13 protein-coding genes and 1 pseudogene are annotated in these 17,022 nt (G+C 62.7%); 5 read left to right on the top strand and 9 right to left on the bottom strand.

Annotated features, from left to right (window positions below; all coding sequences use genetic code 11):
• Positions 1-7: 7 nt before the first annotated feature.
• A complete protein-coding gene (locus ACIPOO_RS18520; RefSeq protein WP_400608851.1) occupies positions 8-919 on the bottom strand; it encodes an MBL fold metallo-hydrolase in 912 nt (303 codons plus the stop codon).
• Positions 920-1,275: 356 nt separating this feature from the next.
• Here ACIPOO_RS18520 and ACIPOO_RS18515 point away from each other — a divergent pair, with 356 nt between their 5' ends.
• On the top strand, positions 1,276-2,478 hold the full coding sequence (locus tag ACIPOO_RS18515; protein WP_400608849.1) for an NAD(P)/FAD-dependent oxidoreductase: 1,203 nt from the start codon (positions 1,276-1,278) through the stop codon (positions 2,476-2,478).
• 172 nt (positions 2,479-2,650) lie between these two features.
• Positions 2,651-4,204: a sensor histidine kinase gene (locus ACIPOO_RS18510; RefSeq protein ID WP_400608847.1), complete on the top strand. Its 1,554-nt coding sequence runs from the start codon at positions 2,651-2,653 to the stop codon at positions 4,202-4,204.
• Here ACIPOO_RS18510 and ACIPOO_RS18505 read toward each other — a convergent pair.
• The 8 genes and pseudogenes from ACIPOO_RS18505 to cra form a co-directional block, all read right to left on the bottom strand.
• Positions 4,183-4,953, bottom strand: a complete 771-nt coding sequence (locus tag ACIPOO_RS18505) for an alpha/beta hydrolase family protein (protein WP_400608845.1) — start codon at positions 4,951-4,953, stop codon at positions 4,183-4,185. The genes ACIPOO_RS18510 and ACIPOO_RS18505 overlap by 22 nt on opposite strands.
• A complete protein-coding gene (locus ACIPOO_RS18500; protein WP_400608843.1) occupies positions 4,937-6,058 on the bottom strand; it encodes a DUF3182 family protein in 1,122 nt (373 codons plus the stop codon). The genes ACIPOO_RS18505 and ACIPOO_RS18500 overlap by 17 nt, the downstream gene beginning before the upstream one ends.
• Positions 6,059-6,256: 198 nt before the next feature.
• Positions 6,257-6,667: a low affinity iron permease family protein gene (locus tag ACIPOO_RS18495; protein WP_274136467.1), complete on the bottom strand. Its 411-nt coding sequence runs from the start codon at positions 6,665-6,667 to the stop codon at positions 6,257-6,259.
• Between the two features lie 94 nt (positions 6,668-6,761).
• A pseudogene (locus ACIPOO_RS18490) lies at positions 6,762-6,911 on the bottom strand (TatD family deoxyribonuclease); the annotation flags it as partial.
• Entirely contained in the window at positions 6,912-7,553 is a 642-nt protein-coding gene (locus ACIPOO_RS18485) for a GAD-like domain-containing protein (RefSeq protein ID WP_400608841.1), read from the bottom strand.
• Between the two features lie 53 nt (positions 7,554-7,606).
• Positions 7,607-8,920: a DUF6861 domain-containing protein gene (locus tag ACIPOO_RS18480; RefSeq protein WP_400608839.1), complete on the bottom strand. Its 1,314-nt coding sequence runs from the start codon at positions 8,918-8,920 to the stop codon at positions 7,607-7,609.
• A gap of 161 nt (positions 8,921-9,081) precedes the next feature.
• Positions 9,082-9,867, bottom strand: a complete 786-nt coding sequence (locus tag ACIPOO_RS18475; RefSeq protein ID WP_400608946.1) for a TatD family hydrolase — start codon at positions 9,865-9,867, stop codon at positions 9,082-9,084.
• Positions 9,864-10,859: a catabolite repressor/activator gene (gene cra / locus ACIPOO_RS18470; protein WP_400608837.1), complete on the bottom strand. Its 996-nt coding sequence runs from the start codon at positions 10,857-10,859 to the stop codon at positions 9,864-9,866. Before cra ends, ACIPOO_RS18475 begins: the two co-directional genes overlap by 4 nt.
• A gap of 324 nt (positions 10,860-11,183) precedes the next feature.
• On the opposite strand from cra, the gene ptsP reads away from it, so the two are divergent.
• From ptsP to ACIPOO_RS18455, 3 genes are all read left to right on the top strand, one after another.
• Positions 11,184-14,039, top strand: coding sequence for a phosphoenolpyruvate--protein phosphotransferase (gene ptsP / locus ACIPOO_RS18465; protein ID WP_400608835.1), 2,856 nt, complete (start codon positions 11,184-11,186; stop codon positions 14,037-14,039).
• Positions 14,039-14,971 carry a 1-phosphofructokinase gene (pfkB, locus tag ACIPOO_RS18460; RefSeq protein ID WP_400608833.1) on the top strand — a complete coding sequence of 311 codons (933 nt, stop codon included), beginning with the start codon at positions 14,039-14,041 and terminating at the stop codon, positions 14,969-14,971. The genes ptsP and pfkB overlap by 1 nt, the downstream gene beginning before the upstream one ends.
• Before the next feature lie 126 nt (positions 14,972-15,097).
• Entirely contained in the window at positions 15,098-16,834 is a 1,737-nt protein-coding gene (locus ACIPOO_RS18455; protein ID WP_400608831.1) for a PTS fructose-like transporter subunit IIB, read from the top strand.
• Positions 16,835-17,022 lie beyond the last annotated feature (188 nt).

Below are 17,022 nucleotides of genomic sequence, written 5' to 3'. Positions count from 1 at the left end.
AAGCGGGTCAGAAATCCCAGAACCCGGCGACCCAGCGGAAGTTGTCGCCATCCACCGCAACCCGGCCCACTGACGGGAAGGGCAGGTGGGTGGCGATGAACAGCTCGCCGCTGGCCGCCGCTTCCCTGAGCAGGCGCACGCGTACATTCTCCGCTTCTTGCGGATCGTGCTCGAAGCCGTTTTGCCAGTCGGGGTGGTCGAACGCCACCGGAAACAGCGCATCGCCTGCGAAGGTCAGCTTTTCGTTGCCGGATGTCACGTAGACCACGCAGTGCCCTGGGGTATGGCCGCCGGTGAGTTTGGCGACCACGCCAGGGGCCACTTCATATTCGTCGTCGAAGGTGCGCACGTTGCTGCGATAAGCGGCGATGAACTGGTTGGCCGTGGCGCGCAGTACGTCCGGCACTGGCGACGGCATGGCGGTCATGGTGAAGTCCGGATCCTCCCAGAACTTCACCTCGGTGGCCGTCACGTGAATCCGCACATCGGGGCTCAGGCGGCTCTTCACGTCCTCCACCAACAGCCCGCCGATGTGGTCCATGTGCATGTGGGTGATCACGATGTCGGTCACTGACGCCAGGTCGATCCCGGCGGCTGTCAGGCGCTTGGGAAACTGCCCGGCCCGAGGGAAGCCCGGAAACTGCCCGCCCAAACCGGCATCGACCAGAATGGTCTGCTCGCCCGAGCGCACCACCAGCACGTTCAGCGCCCAGTCGAACATGTCCGGCCCCAGGAACATGTCCTTGAACCAGACGGCGCGTGCCTCCGGGCTGGCGTTGGTGGACATGGTTTCGGTGGGCAGCGGCAGTACGCCGTCGCTGACCACCAGCACGTCGATGTCACCGACCTTCAGTGCGTAGCGTGAAGGCACCAGTTCTTCGATGAATCCTTGCGGGGCGAGTTCGAGGGGCTTTTTCATGGCGGCGTTCCTGTTGTTGGAGGAGGTGACACGGGCTCTCGATCAGGAGAGTGCAAACAGTCTGCGAGCCGCCACTTTCAATAACTATCACCCCTGACGGACATGCCTTTCATACCTAGGTGTGCAAGAACAAAACCTAATAAGCAAATGCCCGAAACCCCAAGGCAAACAGCCCGTGCGGATAGAAACGTGCCAGAGAAAAAGCTGTCTGGATGGATATATACCCAAGTATGAGTGGTTAGGGCTTTAACGTTATTTTTGCCAACTTTTGCAGCGACGACAGGGTATGGGCTCGGGATTAAAGTGTGTAACGACTCCTCGCCGATGCGAGATATCACTGCCCACTGGAGAACAACATGAGCCAACATATTCTGGTCCTCGGCGCGGGTTTTGCGGGTGTCTGGAGCGCCCTGGGGGCTGCCCGCCAACTGGATCTGCAACAGCGCACCGACATCAAGATCACCGTGCTGGCGCCCCAGCCCGAACTGCGCATTCGTCCGCGTTTCTACGAGTCGAACGTGCATGAAATGAAAGCTTCCCTGCTGGAGTTGTTCGCCGCCACCGACATCGATTTCGTACAGGGCGCCGCCGAGAAAATCGACGTGCAAGGCAAGCGCGTGCATTACGTCACGGCGCAAGGGGCGCACACTTCGCTGACCTATGACCGACTCGTCCTGGCCACCGGCAGCCACCTGAACCGCCCGGAACTGGAAGGCGTCCGGGAGTTTGCGTTCGACGTAGACACCATCGAGGCGGCGGCCCGCCTGGAGCAGCACGTCAAGAGCCTCGCCAGCCAGCCCGACTCCATTGCCCGTAACACGGTGGTGGTCTGCGGCGGCGGTTTCACCGGCATCGAGACCGCGACTGAAATGCCTGCACGCTTGCGTGAAACGCTGGGTGCCGACGCCCGCGTCCGGGTGATCGTGGTGGATCGCGGTGTGACGATCGGCGCGGCCTTCGGCGAAGGCATCAGCCCATCGATTGCAGCGGCCAGCAAGCACATGGACATCGAATGGCGCTTGGGCGCGACCGTCGCCAAGGTCGATGCCAACGGCGTGACACTGGCCGATGGCGAGCACATCGAATCCAGGACCGTGGTCTGGACCGTAGGCTTCCTGGCCAGTCCGCTGACCCGGCAGATTCCGGGTGAGACGGATCGTCAGGGCCGTCTGTTCGTCGATGAAAACCTCAAGGTGGTCGGCCAGGACGCTGTCTATGCGGCAGGCGATGTGGCTTACGCTGCGTGCGACGATCTGGGCAACTTTGCCGCCATGTCCTGCCAGCACGCGATCCCTCTGGGCCGCCACGCCGGCAACAACGTGGTTGCAGACCTGCTGGGCATCGCGCCACGGCCTTACAGCCAGCCCAAATACGTGACCTGCCTGGACCTGGGCGAGTGGGGCGCGGTGTACACCGAGGGCTGGGACCGCCAGGTCAAACTGATTCGCGAGGAGGCCAAGGAGCTCAAGCACAACATCAACTCGGTGTGGATCTACCCGCCGATTGCCGATCGTGCAGTGGCGCTGGCCGCAGCCGATCCGTCGATCCCCGTCGCCTGACCACACCGATTCATCCTGTGCCTGTTCCGGCCTGCCGGAGCAGGCTTTTTTTCAGGCAATGAGCGCCTTCGAGTGGCGCAAATTCAGGGTTAGTTGGCTTATCGTTTGAAGCCCGTCGGCGTATAGACTCACGTCCTCTATTGCCCAGTTTGATAAAGGATGGCGCAGGCGCATGAGCATCCCGGGGTCCACCAGCAAGAATGAATTCGATTCGGCCGCCTGTTTCAGTCCGTCGGCGTCCAGTGGCGGCACCTCCTCGCGTCAGCCGTTGATCGACCTCAGCAAGCGGCGCTACGAACAGTGGCTGGTCTGGGGCATCGGCTTGGTGGTGGCGGTCGGCATCGTGATCATCAACACCGCAACCCATCATCGCGACATCGCGGCCACGGTGATTTACCTCACGTTGTTGCTGATGGCGGCCAATGTCTTTTCCATTCGTGTGGTGATCGGCGTCTCGCTGCTGTGCATGGGGATGGTGGTGGCGATGTTTTTCATCGACGAGGGTTACCAGGACTGGGACTCGGTCACCAGTTTCGTACGCTGCCTGACGGCGTTGTCGGCGATTGCCTTCCTGGCCATGCGCGGCAAGCAGGCAGCCGACACCCTGCGCCAGAACGAGATCTACCTGACCGGCGCCCAGCGCCTGAGCCAGACCGGCAGTTTGGGCCTGAGTGCCGATTCCGAGCACATGAGCTGGTCGCCGGAAACCGCGCGGATCTTCGAATACCCGCTGGACATGCCGGTAACCCGCGCGATGATCCTGGCGCGCACACCGGCCGAAGAACATGCGCTGGTTTTGGATGTTTTCGAGCGCGCCGCTCGCCATGAGCCGCAGATCGAGGCGCGTCATCGCCTGGTCATGCCGGACGGGCGCATCAAGCACATTCACCTGATCGCCATTCCGATCTTCGCCCAGGACGACCGCTTCGAGTATCAGGGAGCGCTGTCGGATATCACCGAGCGGGTGCTGGCCGAAGAGGTGCTCTATCGCACCCAGTCGCAACTGACCCACATCTGCCGAGTGACCACCCTGGGCGAGCTGACGGCCTCCATTGCCCACGAGGTCAAGCAGCCGCTGACGGTCATCAACAGTGGCGCAGACGGTTGCCGGCGCTGGCTGGACCGCCCCGAGCCGGACATTCCCGAAGCGCTTGCGGCCCTGCAACGAATCAAGGAAAGCGCCTGGCGGGCCAGCGAGGTGTTGAGCCGGGTTCGCGATCTGTCACGCAAGAGCGACCCTGTGCGCCGCGTCGAGCACTTGAACGACATCGTCAGGGAAACCCTCGGAGTGGTGCAGTACGAGATCAGTCACCACCATATCGTCCCGGTCGTGAGCCTGTGCCCCGGCAACCCTGCGGTACTGGCCGACAGCATCCAGTTGCAGCAGGTCATCATCAATCTGCTGATCAATGCCTGCCAGGCCATGAACGGGCTTGATCGGCACCAGCGCCAGTTGCACATCAAGAGTTGGCTGGCGGGCGGCGAGATCATCCTGGAAATCGCCGACCACGGACCGGGCATCGATCCTGAGGTCTTGCCGTCGCTGTTCCTTCCGTTCTTCACCACCAAGGCCAGTGGCCTTGGCATGGGCCTGTCGATCTGCCGGTCGATCATCGAGTTTCACGAAGGCCGGATCTGGGCGCAGAACACCGGGCACGGCGCCTCGTTCTTCTTTGCGCTGCCCCTGCTCGATGAACCGCCGGTTCAGGAATACTCCGCCGAGTGATGGGGGTAGTCCACCAAGCGCGAGCCGATGACCATTTCGCTGATCCAGTCGGTCAGCAAGGTGGTGTAGGCGTGCTGGCTGGTGTCGCTGCTCAGGCCGTGGTCGGCGCCGTCCAGCAGGCGGTAGGTCAGCGAATGCGCCAGGTCGAAAGCGGTGCGATAGCTCATCAGGGTGGCGTGGGGCACGTAGTCGTCCTGCTCGGATTCCACCAGCAGCACATCGCCCTTGAAGTCTTTGCAGGCGGCCAGCGCACGGTTGTCGGCGGCGGTCACGGCGGAGCGGCGATAGTGCGCCAGCTTGTCCCGGTCCAGCGCCTGCTTGGGCATGTCCCAGTCGGCGTCCCAGTACAGCGCAGGCACCCGCAGGGCCAGCCAGCGCACCGGGCGCATGGCGCTGAGGATGGTCGCCAGGTAGCCGCCGTAGCTGCTCCCGATCACCGCAATGGCGTTGTTATCCACAGCCGGATGGCTGGCCAGCCGGTCATACGAGGCCAGCAGGTCTTCCATGCTGTGCTCGCGTGACACCAGCGTGCGCATCTCATGGGTGCGCTCGTGGCCGCGCAGATCGAAGGTCAGGCACACGCAGCCAAGGCCGGTGATGTTCTTGGCCCGCGACAGGTCGCGTTGCTGGCTGCCTCCCCAGCCGTGGACGAAGAGGATGCCCGGCATCTTCGCGCCGGGGGTGAGGATGGTGCCGCTGATGTATTGATCGCTGACGCTGATGTCGATGGTTTCACTGCGAACGGTCATAAGGCTGGACCTGTGTGAATTTACTGATAAGGCCGACGTCGGGATCGTCGCCTTCGTAGAGAACATGGGCGTGGGCGGGCAGGGTGGTCGGCCCGTAGATTTCATGGCTTGAGGCCCTGATGCGTTGCAACTGCGGATCGGCTGCGAACGCCACCAGCGCCTCGACTTCAGCCGGGCTGGCACCGCCGATTCGCCAGGATTGCTCAAGCACTCCGGAGCACACCTGGCCTCGGGCGTTGGTGCCGTGGGCGATGTCGTAGTTGCGGCGCGAGGCGAGGAAGTCAGGGAAGCAATCGAGTGCGGCGTTTTCGTATGTCATGGCCTGGGTGACCGAGCGGCGCACGTCGTCATCCAAGTCGAGCTTGAGCAGTTCGTCGTAGCCGCCGCGCACCAGCCACAACTGCGAGCCACCGTAGACCTGCTCGCCGTTGTTGTCTTCGGTCAGGCTCTGGGTACCGTGGTAGCTGACGGTCATACCCGCGACCTGCACCTGGCCGACGCTGTAGGTGATGACGTCCTTCAGATCCTCCTCCAGCACCAGCCCCCATTCTTCGACTTCGCTCATGTCCTGGGCGTCGATAGCCTGTTGCAGCTCGCCCTCGGAGGTGACCACCACTTGCCCGCGCCCGGCGGTTGCCAGCACCGGCTTGACCCGCACCGGGCCTGCCTTGAGCAACTGGCGGCCAGCGCGCTGGGCGTCGGCTTCGTTGAAGACGCTGAAGCCTGTGAGCACTGCGTCTGCGGCATCCTCGAAGAAGCGTTCGGACCAGCCATCGGGCCGTGCGGTGGCGTCCTTGAGCAGCGGGTGGGAGATGGCCTTGGTAGCCATGAAGGGGAAATCGATCAAGCCGCCGAAGAAGTCATCGACGGTACGAATATTCAGCGCATCGCCCGAATGTTTGCCGATCAACGTGTCGGACGGGATGTAGTACAGCGCATGTCCCTGATGCAGGGCGGGATCGTAGGCACCGACGAATTCGGCCCCCAGCAGCTTGGCAATGCGCTTTGCCAATGCCTGCTGCACCACGGTTTCGTGGGTCGCCAGTTTCTTGTGGGTAGCCAGCAGAACGACTTCAGACTTTGCAGTGCTGCGTGATCCGCTCATGGGTGAGCTCCTGGATGGCATCTTGCAAACATAGCCCTGTAGGAGCGCGCTTGCCCGCGATGGCGGTGTGTCATTAACAGATGGGTTGAATGGCACAACCCAGTCGCGGGCAAGCGCGCTCCTACAAGAGCCGGCATCCATTGGCGCCGGACTCAAGGTTAAGAAGGCCGGCGCGCCATTGAGTTCCTTGAGGGCTGATTAATGGTCCGCAGCCGATTGATCCGCGTCGCACGCCGGGAAGGGTTTGGTGTGATCGGAATCTTCGCGGTCTCCCATGGCCTTGTACTTCTTGCGCAGCGCCCTGAGTTCGTTCTGGTCGAGGTTGTCCAGGCTGAGCACGGCGTTCTGGGCGTCCTTGGTCACGCGCAGCAACTCGTCGATCTTGATGTGCAGCTCATCGGTGTCGCGGTTCTGGGTGTTCTGGATCAGGAACACCATCAGGAAGGTGATGATGGTGGTCGAGGTGTTGATGATCAGTTGCCAGGTGTCGTTGTAGTGGAACATCGGGCCGGTGGCGGCCCAGATGCAGATCAGCAGCACTGCCACCAGGAATGTCCGGGGGCTGCCCGTCCATTTCGACAAGGCCTGGGCGAACTTGGAGAATTTCATGACCGGCGTCCTTCGCGAATTCAGAGGAGATAAGCAAGGGACCGCAGCGGCGGTTTGAAATTTCTTTTTACAATTTAGCGAAGTGCAATTTAATTCAGGACCAGCCGAACAACTCGCAGGCATTCGCGGTGCTGGCCTGGGCGAGGCGCTCGGGGGGGACGTTCATGATCTCGGCCAATGCCCGGCAGATATCCGGCAAGTGCTCCGGAGCTTTGCGCTGGCCGGATACGTTTGGGTGACATGCTTATTCCGTCAGCTTCAGGATGGTTTCATAGTCCGGAAAGCCCCAGTCAGCCAGCGGAGAGAGCTGGGAAAGGAAAGCCAGATGTTCGATGATTTTCACCTTTTGCAGATGCTTGAATTCGCCTGGGCCTCCGAGGGCGATGGCGGGGACGAAGCCGTACATTTCGTCGGCTTTTAATGGGCCGAGTTTTTTTAACGCCTGTTCAAACAGGTCATCGAAATCGTTATCGTCCCGGTCCATGAATGCAAAGAACATTCTGATTTCTTGGTCAAACTCAGTCGACGGGATTGATTTTTTATCTTCGTAATATCGAGCGTGACAAAGTGAAATTTTGAGCGTGTGGCCTGCGCTCTCCTCCCAGAGGTAGAGGTCACCAAAAGCTCCTCTGGCGATGACGTGGTAATAATCCGCTGCGGGAATACCGGAATTTTTCAACCAGTCCCGGATCACGCTTTCATATTGCGCCGGGTCTACGGTCCAGAAAATACCATCGGCATAACCGCTCCATCCGTGCTCCGCCCATTGTTCAAGTAATTGGCCTGGCAACTTGCCTTGGTATTTATCCAATGTAGACTTTTCAGGGAAGCTACATTCCATAGGCGCTCCCATCTTTTTCAAAAAATGCTCGAAGTAATCTTCCATGCAACCCTCTACACGCATCGTGTCAGTTTTGAATTTATCTTGAGCGTCGCCCGCTAGTTCAAATCGACTCGCTTGGCGGCTTCGTCAAGGCCGTCTATTCGTTTACGCCATTGAGCTCCGATGCTTGAGTTCACTCGTCGATCTCCAAAGTCAGATATCTTGTCTTTTCCTCCTGCAACCAGATCCGGATTGTGGAGTGCTGCGAGAGTGCTCATTTTGTCGTTCGCCAGTTTCTCCGCAATGTGTTCCGCTTGATCAAAGCTCATCCCCTTCGAAAAAAGGTCTTTGCGGTGTTTGGTCTTGAAGTACTGAGTCAAATTCTTACGAGCATCAGCCGCAACCTTCGGATCTCTGATTGTCTCCCCGGCTTTGAACGCCTTGCGCCCCTGCAAATACTCCTCCACGGTCAGATTGTTCAATCCCTTTTCTTGACCACCCAACTGCCGATCAAACTCCGGAATTTTGCTGTAGTGCAGTTTGTCTGCGCTGAAGCAGGGCACCCTGTGCGGCGGCATGCCCAGTGGTTTTCGGGTGCTGGGAGAATCCCTCGGACGATGTGGATCAGGACTCGGATTCGGCAACAGTGGTGAGCTGTGGCGTGGTTCGGGTGGCTGTAGGTCACGACGCTTTTTCAGGGCCTCCTGATGTTTGAGCATCCACTGCGCCAGACGCCCGCCTTTTGCGCTGGCGCCCATTTCGCTGGCCAGCACCGCGATGTTGCCACGGCCTCGCGTGAGGTACGCGACAATGGCGCCAAGCAAGAGCACCACCATTTCGACGTGCCCTTGGGCTATGTGAGCGGCCGCCTGGTCGATGGCGAACGGGTCGTCCTCGCTGGACGGCGTCAAACCTTCGTTGCCGCGTGTTCCATCCCAAACAGTCGAAATGCCACGCACATAGTGATTGGCAATGGCGGGCAGGCCGTCAATGAAAAACTCTGCCACCGAAGCCAGGCCCAGCGCCCCCAGAATCAACGCACTGGCTTGCACGCCAACCGCTGCACCTGCCATTGCGCCAGGCAGAGCGCCTATTCCACCAGCGAGTGTGCCAATACCGGCACCGATGGCCCCTGAGGTCAGCACGCTGGCAGCGATGATCATCGCCATCTGGGTGACAGTGCCCAGCAACTCTGTCAGAACACTTGAAATCTCAATGTCTTCGAAGCGTTGGCGAAGCTGCCTGCCAGCTTCCCACTCGGCACGATGAAACGCTGTCTTGGTGTTTTCCAGTCGACGCAGGACCAAGGCGATCTTGGAGATCTGTTCGTTGAGGTGAGTTCGAAAGTTTCCCTGACCTTGATAGCCCAACTCGTGGGTAATGCTGTCTTCGATGTTGTACCAGGAGGGTACGAATCCCCAGAAATCCACTTGGCATCTCCCTGATCATTTCCAGATGGAAAGCAGGGGCAATTCAAAGGCCGCGGCGGGCGCATCTGAGGGCGTGTCAGATGTTGGGGATGTAGGTAATGGTGGAGCGGTAAGTAGGAGTTTCCTTACGAGGTTGCAGGCGTTTTATTGGGCATCAGTGTTCACGCCCAGCCAAACACCCCATTGGCGTTGGTGGTGCTGGCGTGAGCCAGTTGTTCAGGCGCGACTTCCATGATCTCGGCCAACGCCACACAAATCTCCGGCAGATGCTCCGGACTGTTGCGCTGGCCGGGGTGCATGGCAGGCGCCATGTCCGGGGAGTCGGTTTCCAGCACCACGCCGTCCAGTGGCAACTCTTTGAGCACCCGGTGCATGCGCAGCGCCTGGGGCCAGGTGGCGGCGCCGCCAAGGCCGAGCTTGAAGCCCAGCTTGAGGTATTCCCTGGCCTCTTCGCGGCTGCCGGCAAAGGCGTGGACGATGCCTGCGCGCCTGAGCTTGAAGCGCTTGAGCGTGGCGATGGTGTCGGCGTGGCTGCGGCGCACATGGAGCAGCGCCGGCAGGTTGAAATCGGCGGCCATTTGCAGCTGGCTGTCGAGCACCGTTTGCTGTCGATCCCGGTCCAGGGTTTCGATGTAGTAATCCAGGCCGATCTCGCCCACGGCGCAGAGCTTGGGATGCCCCGCCAGGCGCTCCAGCCAGCCGCGCAGTTCCTGCAGATGCTCGGGGCGATGTTCGTCCAGATAGACCGGGTGCAAGCCCAGCGCCGCGTAAACCGAGGGCTCGCTCAGGGCCAGGTCCCACACCCGTTGCAGATTGCGCTGATAGACCCCCAACACCACCATGCGCTCGACACCCAACTGCTTGCAGTGCTGGAGCACGTTCTGGCGGTCGGCATCGAAGTCGTCGAAATCCAGATGCGTGTGGGTGTCGATCAGTTGCACGCTCAGGCCTCGTGAATCCGCTGCTTGAAGGTACGGACGATGGCGTGCACGCCCGGCTGGTACTCGTCCTTCTCCACGGCGTCGAGGGCCAGGGCCAGGGCTTTTTCAGCGATCAGGTGATGCTGTTGGGCCATGGCGTTGACGGGCAACGGCAGGAAGTCCAGCAACTGGGTGTCACCGAAGGTACCCAAATGCAGTTGCTCCGGATTCAGACGACGCTCGTGCAAGAGGTCGAACACACCCTGCAGCAGCACGTAGGACGTGGTGACCAGCGCATCGGGAAAATACCCCAGCCGGTCGAGCATCTGCCCGGCGATGGCAAGGCCGGTGTCGCGGCTGAAGGACTCGCCGTGCTCGATGATGACCGAGCCCTCGAAGCCTTCAAGCGCGTCCTCGAAACCACTGGCGCGGGCTTTACTGACGCTAAGCTCGGGACGGGCGCCGATCAGTGCGATGTGCCGTGGGCGGGTTTCCAGCAGGCTGCGGGTCAATTGCTGGCTGGCGTCGTGGTCGTCGCTGACCACCGAACAGAAGTGCGCCGGGTCCATTTCGCGGTCGATGGCAATGACCGGGATGCCGTGTTTTTGCAGCTCGCGGTAGCTGTCGTCACTGGCAGGCAGGCAACTGGCGACGAACAGCGCATCGCAGCGGCGGGCGCGGAACAGTTGCAACAACTGCAACTCGCTGATGGGATCATCGTCGGAACTGGCGATCAGCAGTTGGTAACCTCGGGCGCGGGCGCCTTGCTCCAGCTGTTTGGCGATGCGGGCATAGCTGGGGTTTTCCAGATCCGGGAGGATAAAACCCAGGGTGCGGGTATGGCGGCTGCGCAGGCCGGCCGCTTGCGGGTTGGGCCGAAAGCCGTGGGCCTCGACCACCGCGCGCACGCGCTCGACCGTGGCATTGCTGATGCGCTGCTGTTCGGCCTTGCCGTTGATCACGTAGCTGGCGGTGGTCACGGAGACACCCGCCAGACGCGCAATATCACTGAGTTTCAAGCCGGGCTTTCCTTGTGTGATGGCATGCGCCGGGATTTTCGCTGATTCGCGGTCATCATTACAGCAGACCATGGCAATGCAGGAAGCTTCCGGTTTTTTTAAGGACTCTTCCCACATCAATCGATGAGATGAGCTTCAATCCGCAGAGATTATCGAGTAACGTGCCCGCCAATTTAGATTAAACGATTCAGCAAGCGTATTTATGGCTGTAATCGAGCTAAATCGCTGGTCACATGCCAAGACGTTGTACAGCGAAATCATCGGGCCGCCACCGGCCCCAAAACAAGAATCAGGGCGCAACCGTGCGCTGCGAAGGAGAAAGGCATGCTCGAACTCACCGTTGAGCAAATTTCCATGGCCCAGACGGCTGTGGATAAACCCGCCGCGCTGCAATTGCTCGCTGACCTGCTGGTCGCTGACCAACTGGTCGCACCCGGATACCTGCAAGGCTTGCAGGAGCGGGAGCAGCAAGGCTCGACCTTTCTCGGCCAGGGTATCGCCATCCCCCACGGCACCCCGCAGACCCGCGACCAGGTATTTGCCACCGGCGTGCGCCTGATGCAATTTCCCGAAGGCGTGGATTGGGGCGATGGACAGATGGTTTATCTGGCCATCGGCATCGCCGCCAAATCCGATGAGCATCTGCGCCTTTTGCAACTGCTCACCCGTGCGCTGGGCGAGACCGACCTTGGCGAAGCGCTGCGTCAGGCCAAGACACCCGAGGCGCTGCTCAAACTGCTGCAGGGCGCACCTCAAGAGCTGGCGCTGGATGCGCAGATGATCTGCCTGGGCGCCTCGGTCGATGACTTCGAAGAGCTGGTCTGGCGCGGTGCCCGGCTGCTGCGCAAGGCCGACTGCGTGAGCAACGGTTTCGCCGCCATCCTGCAACAGGCCGAACCGCTGCCGCTGGGCGATGGCCTGTGGTGGCTGCACAGCGAGCAGACCGTCAACAAGCCGGGCCTGGCCTTCGTCACCCCGGACAAACCCATGCGCCATCTGGGCCAGCCGCTCAATGGTTTGTTCTGCCTGGCCAGCCTTGGCGAATCCCATCAGGCCTTGCTCGAACGCCTGTGCGCGCTGCTGATCGAAGGTCGCGGTAGCGAGTTGGGCCAGGCCACCAGCAGCCGTGCGGTATTGCAGGCTCTGGGCGGCGATGTGCCGCCGGACTGGCCGAGCGCGCAGGTCAAGCTGGCCAACGCCCACGGCCTGCACGCCCGCCCGGCGAAGGAACTGGCGCAACTGGCCAAGGGCTTCGAGGGCGATGTGCGGGTGCGGGTGGTCGAGTCCACGGAAAGCCCGGTGTCGGTCAAAAGCCTGAGCAAGCTGCTGAGCCTGGGCGTGCGTCGCGGCCAGACCCTGGAGTTCATCGCCGAGCCCGGTATTGCCGCTGATGCGCTGCCTGCCCTGGTGGCTGCGGTGCTGGCAGGCCTGGGCGAGGACATCGAGCCGCTGCCTGCCGAGGCTGCACCCGCGCCTGCCGCCATTGTCCTGGAAAAGAGCGCCCCGGCTGCCGGTTCGCAGATCCAGGCGGTGCCTGCCGCGCCCGGCATCGCGGTCGGGCCTGCCCATGTGCATGTATTGCCTGTCATTGATTACCCGCTCAAGGGCCAGTCCCAGAGCGTCGAGCACGAGCGACTGCTGTCGGCGCTGGCGCAGGTGCGCGAAGACATCGGTGAGCTGATCCAGCGCAGCACCGCCAAGGCCATCCGCGAGATTTTCATCACCCACCAGGAAATGCTCGACGATCCCGAACTGGTCGATGAAGTGATCCTGCGCCTCAAGCAGGGCGAGAGTGCCGCTGCGGCCTGGATCAACGTGGTTGAGGCGGCGGCGGTGCAGCAGGAACAACTCAAGGACGCGCTGCTGGCTGAACGCGCTGCCGATTTGCGTGATGTGGGCCGTCGCGTGCTGGCGCAGATCTGCGGCGTCGACGATCTGGTCGAGCCACAGGAGCCGTACATTCTGGTGATGGACGAAGTGGGGCCGTCAGATGTTGCGCGGCTGGACCCGGCCCGGGTCGCCGGCATTCTCACCGCACGGGGCGGCGCCACCGCCCACAGCGCCATCGTTGCGCGGGCGCTAGGGATTCCGGCGCTGGTGGGGGCGGGCGATGCGGTGCTGCAGATCAAGTCCGGCACGCTGCTGTTAATCGATGGCCAGCGTGGCCGGCTCGACGTCGCGCCTGACGAGGCCACCCTGCAACGGGCGCTGCTCGACCGCGACACCCGCGAGACACGTTTGAAGGCGGCTGCGGCGCTGCGCATGGAGCCGGCGATCACCCGCGACGGCCATCAGGTCGAGGTCTGCGCCAACATCGGCGACAGCACCGGCACTGCGAAAGCGGTAGAGCAGGGCGCCGAAGGCGTGGGCCTGCTGCGCACCGAATTGCTGTTCATGGCACACAGTTCCGCGCCGGATGAGGCGACTCAGGAAGCCGAGTACCGTCGCGTGCTGGACGAGCTTCAAGGCCGTCCGCTGGTGGTGCGTACCCTGGACGTCGGCGGTGACAAACCCTTGCCTTACTGGCCCATCGACAAGGAAGAAAACCCCTTCCTCGGCGTGCGTGGCATTCGCCTGACCCTGCAACGGCCTGACGTGATGGAAAGCCAATTGCGCGCCTTGCTGCGTGCCGCCGACAGCCGCCCGTTGCGGATCATGTTCCCCATGGTCGGCACCGTCGAGGAATGGCGTCAGGCGCGGGACATGACCGAGCGCCTGCGCTCTGAAATCCCGGTGGCGGACCTGCAACTGGGGATCATGATCGAGGTGCCGTCGGCCGCGCTGCTGGCGCCGGTGCTGGCCAAGGAAGTGGACTTCTTCAGCGTCGGCACCAACGACCTGACCCAGTACACCCTGGCCATCGACCGTGGCCACCCGACGCTCTCGGCCCAGGCCGATGGCCTGCACCCGGCGGTGTTGCAGTTGATCGACATCACCGTGCGCGCCGCCCATGCCCACGGCAAGTGGGTCGGCGTGTGTGGCGAGCTGGCTGCCGATCCGCAGGCCGTACCGGTGCTGGTGGGCCTGGGCGTGGATGAATTGAGTGTCGCGGCGCGCAGCATTGGCGAGGTCAAGGCCTGTGTGCGCGATTTGGATTTCAGCGGGGCCCGCACGCTTGCGCAGAACGCGCTGGCGGTCGGCAGCGCCGCACAAGTACGTGCCCTCGTGGAGGGGCTGTAATGGCTAAGATTCTGACACTGACCATGAACCCGGCGCTGGACCTGACCGTGCAACTGGGTCACCTGGAAGTCGGGCAGGTCAACCGCAGCGAAGGCATGCTCACCCATGCCGCCGGCAAGGGGCTCAATGTCGCTCAGGTGCTGGCCGACCTCGGGCACCAGGTGACCGTGGCCGGCTTTCTCGGCATCGACAATCAGCAACCCTTCGAGGCGCTGTTTGCCCGGCGTGGTTTCGTCGACGAGTTCGTGCGCGTGGCGGGGGAAACCCGCAGCAACATCAAGCTGGCGGAAACCAACGGCCGAATCACCGATTTGAACGGCCCGGGCCCGGACGTCAGCTTCGAGGCGCAACAGGCGCTGGCGGCACGGGTCGAGCAGATCGCCGGGGATTTCGACGCCGTCGTCGTGGCCGGCAGCCTGCCGCGCGGTGTCGATGCGCAGTGGCTCAAGGCGCTGTTGCAGATGCTCACCGCCAAGGGCCTGAAAGTGGCGCTGGACACCAGCGGCCAGGCCTTGCGCGCAGGGCTCGAAGCGTCGCCCTGGCTGATCAAGCCCAATACCGAAGAGCTGGCCGACGCGCTGGACGCCCCGATCATTTCCATTGCCGCCCAGGCCCAGGTCGCCGAGGAGCTGCGTCAGCGCGGCATCGAGCACGTGGTGATTTCCCAGGGCGCCGAGGGCGTGCACTGGTTCAGTTCGCAGGCGTGCCTGCAGGCGCTGCCGCCCAAGGTCAGCGTGGCCAGTACGGTGGGTGCCGGTGATTCGTTGCTGGCGGGTATGGTGCACGGCTTGATCAGCGGCCACACGCCCGAGCAAACCCTGCGCACCGCCACGGCCATTGCAGCGATGGCCGTGACCCAGATCGGTTTTGGCATCAACGACAAGGCCCAACTCAAGCGGCTGGAAGGCGGCGTCAGCCTGCGTGCCTTGTAATCCGTAGCAGCACGGCTTGCCGGCGGGAGCGGTGTATCAGACACCATTTTCGTCACAGTTATGACGCCCCCGCCGGCAAGCCGTGCTGCTACGTGTAGCGTTTAAATCTATAAGAGAGGAAGTGTGATGAAGTTAGCCATCGTTACGGCCTGTCCGAACGGCAAGATCAGCAGCGTCCTCAGCGCCCGTCTGCTCGATGCGGCGGCCCAGCGACAGGGCTTTAGCACCTGCGTGGAAGTGCACGACCCGCGTCACCCCGAAAAGCAGATGTCTGCCGCTGATATCCAGGCCGCCGATTGGGTGTTGGTGGTCAATACCGGGCCGCTGGACCTGGCGCGTTTTGTCGGCAAGCGGCTGTTTCAATCGACACCGGCCCAGGCGTTGCAGGATGTCGACGCTTTCCTGCGTTCAGCCAACGAGCAGGCCAGCGTCCATACCGCCAGCGCCCCTGTCGAGGCGCAAGCAGCGGTGGGCAAGGTGCCGCGTCTGGTGGCGGTGACCGCCTGCCCGACTGGTGTGGCGCATACCTTCATGGCCGCCGAGGCGATTGCCCAGGCCGCGAAGAAGCTCGGGTTTGAGTTGCAGGTTGAAACCCAGGGTTCCGTCGGCGCACGCAACCCGCTCAGCGCTCAGGCCATCGCCGAGGCGGACGTGGTGCTGCTGGCGGCTGATATCGAAGTCGCGACCGAGCGTTTTGCCGGCAAGCGAATCTATCGCTGCGGCACCGGCATCGCCCTCAAGCAGTCGGAAGCGACCCTGAAAAAAGCCCTGGCAGAAGGGGAGGTCGAGTCGTCGGCTTCTGTCGCCAAGGCGCCCGGAAAGAAAGAAAAAACCGGCGTCTACAAGCACCTGCTGACTGGCGTGTCGTTCATGCTGCCAATGGTGGTGGCTGGCGGCCTGTTGATCGCGCTGTCGTTCGTGTTCGGCATCACTGCCTACAAGGAGCAGGGCACGCTGGCCGCCGCCTTGATGCAGATCGGCGGCGATGCGGCCTTCAAGCTGATGGTGCCGCTGCTGGCAGGGTACATCGCCTATTCCATCGCCGACCGGCCCGGCCTTGCCCCAGGCATGATCGGCGGCCTGCTGGCGAGCACCCTGGGCGCCGGGTTCATTGGCGGCATCGTGGCAGGTTTTCTGGCCGGGTACAGCGCGGCTGCGATCAACCGCTACGCAAGGCTGCCGGCCAGCGTCGAAGCGCTCAAGCCGATCCTGATTATTCCGCTGCTGGCGAGCCTGTTCACCGGTCTGGTGATGATCTACGTGGTCGGCAAGCCGGTGGCCGGCATGCTCGAAGGGCTGACCCTGTTCCTCGACAGCATGGGCACCACCAACGCGATCCTGCTGGGAGTGTTGCTCGGCGCGATGATGTGTGTGGACCTGGGCGGGCCGATCAACAAGGCGTCCTATGCGTTTTCGGTGGGGCTGCTGGCGTCCCAGAGTTACGCACCGATGGCCGCTGCGATGGCCGCGGGCATGGTGCCGCCGATCGGCATGGGCATCGCCGCGCTGATCGCCCGCCGCAAGTTCGCCCAGAGCGAGCGTGAAGCGGGCAAGGCGGCGTTCGTGCTGGGGCTGTGCTTCATCTCCGAAGGCGCGATTCCGTTTGCCGCCAAAGACCCGCTGCGGGTGATCCCTGCGAGCATCGTCGGCGGCGCGCTGACGGGGGCGTTGTCGATGTTCTTCGGCTGCAAACTGATGGCGCCCCATGGCGGGCTGTTCGTGCTGCTGATCCCCAATGCGATCAACCATGCATTGCTTTACCTGCTGGCGATCGTGGCGGGCAGTGTGGTGACAGGCGTGTTGTATGCCGTGTTGAAACGGCCTGAGGTTGTCGAGCTGGATGCGGTGCCCGCTGGCGCCTGATGGCCAGCCGCACTGACGCCGTGGGGGGGGGGGGGGGGGGGGGGGGGGCGCGCCGGCCCGGGGGGGGGGGGGGGGGGGGGGGGGGGGGGGCCGGGGCGGCCCGCGGGGGGGGGGGGGGGGGGGCGGGCGGGGGGGGGCGGCGGGGGGGGGGTGGGGGGGTGGGGGGGGGGGGGGGGGCAATGGACACA

This window comes from Pseudomonas sp. NPDC090201 (assembly GCF_044746825.1).
Classification (GTDB): Bacteria; Pseudomonadota; Gammaproteobacteria; order Pseudomonadales; family Pseudomonadaceae; genus Aquipseudomonas; species Aquipseudomonas putida_AD.
The sequence above is the reverse complement of the archived record's forward strand: the minus strand, read 5'-3'. Positions and strand labels throughout refer to the sequence as shown.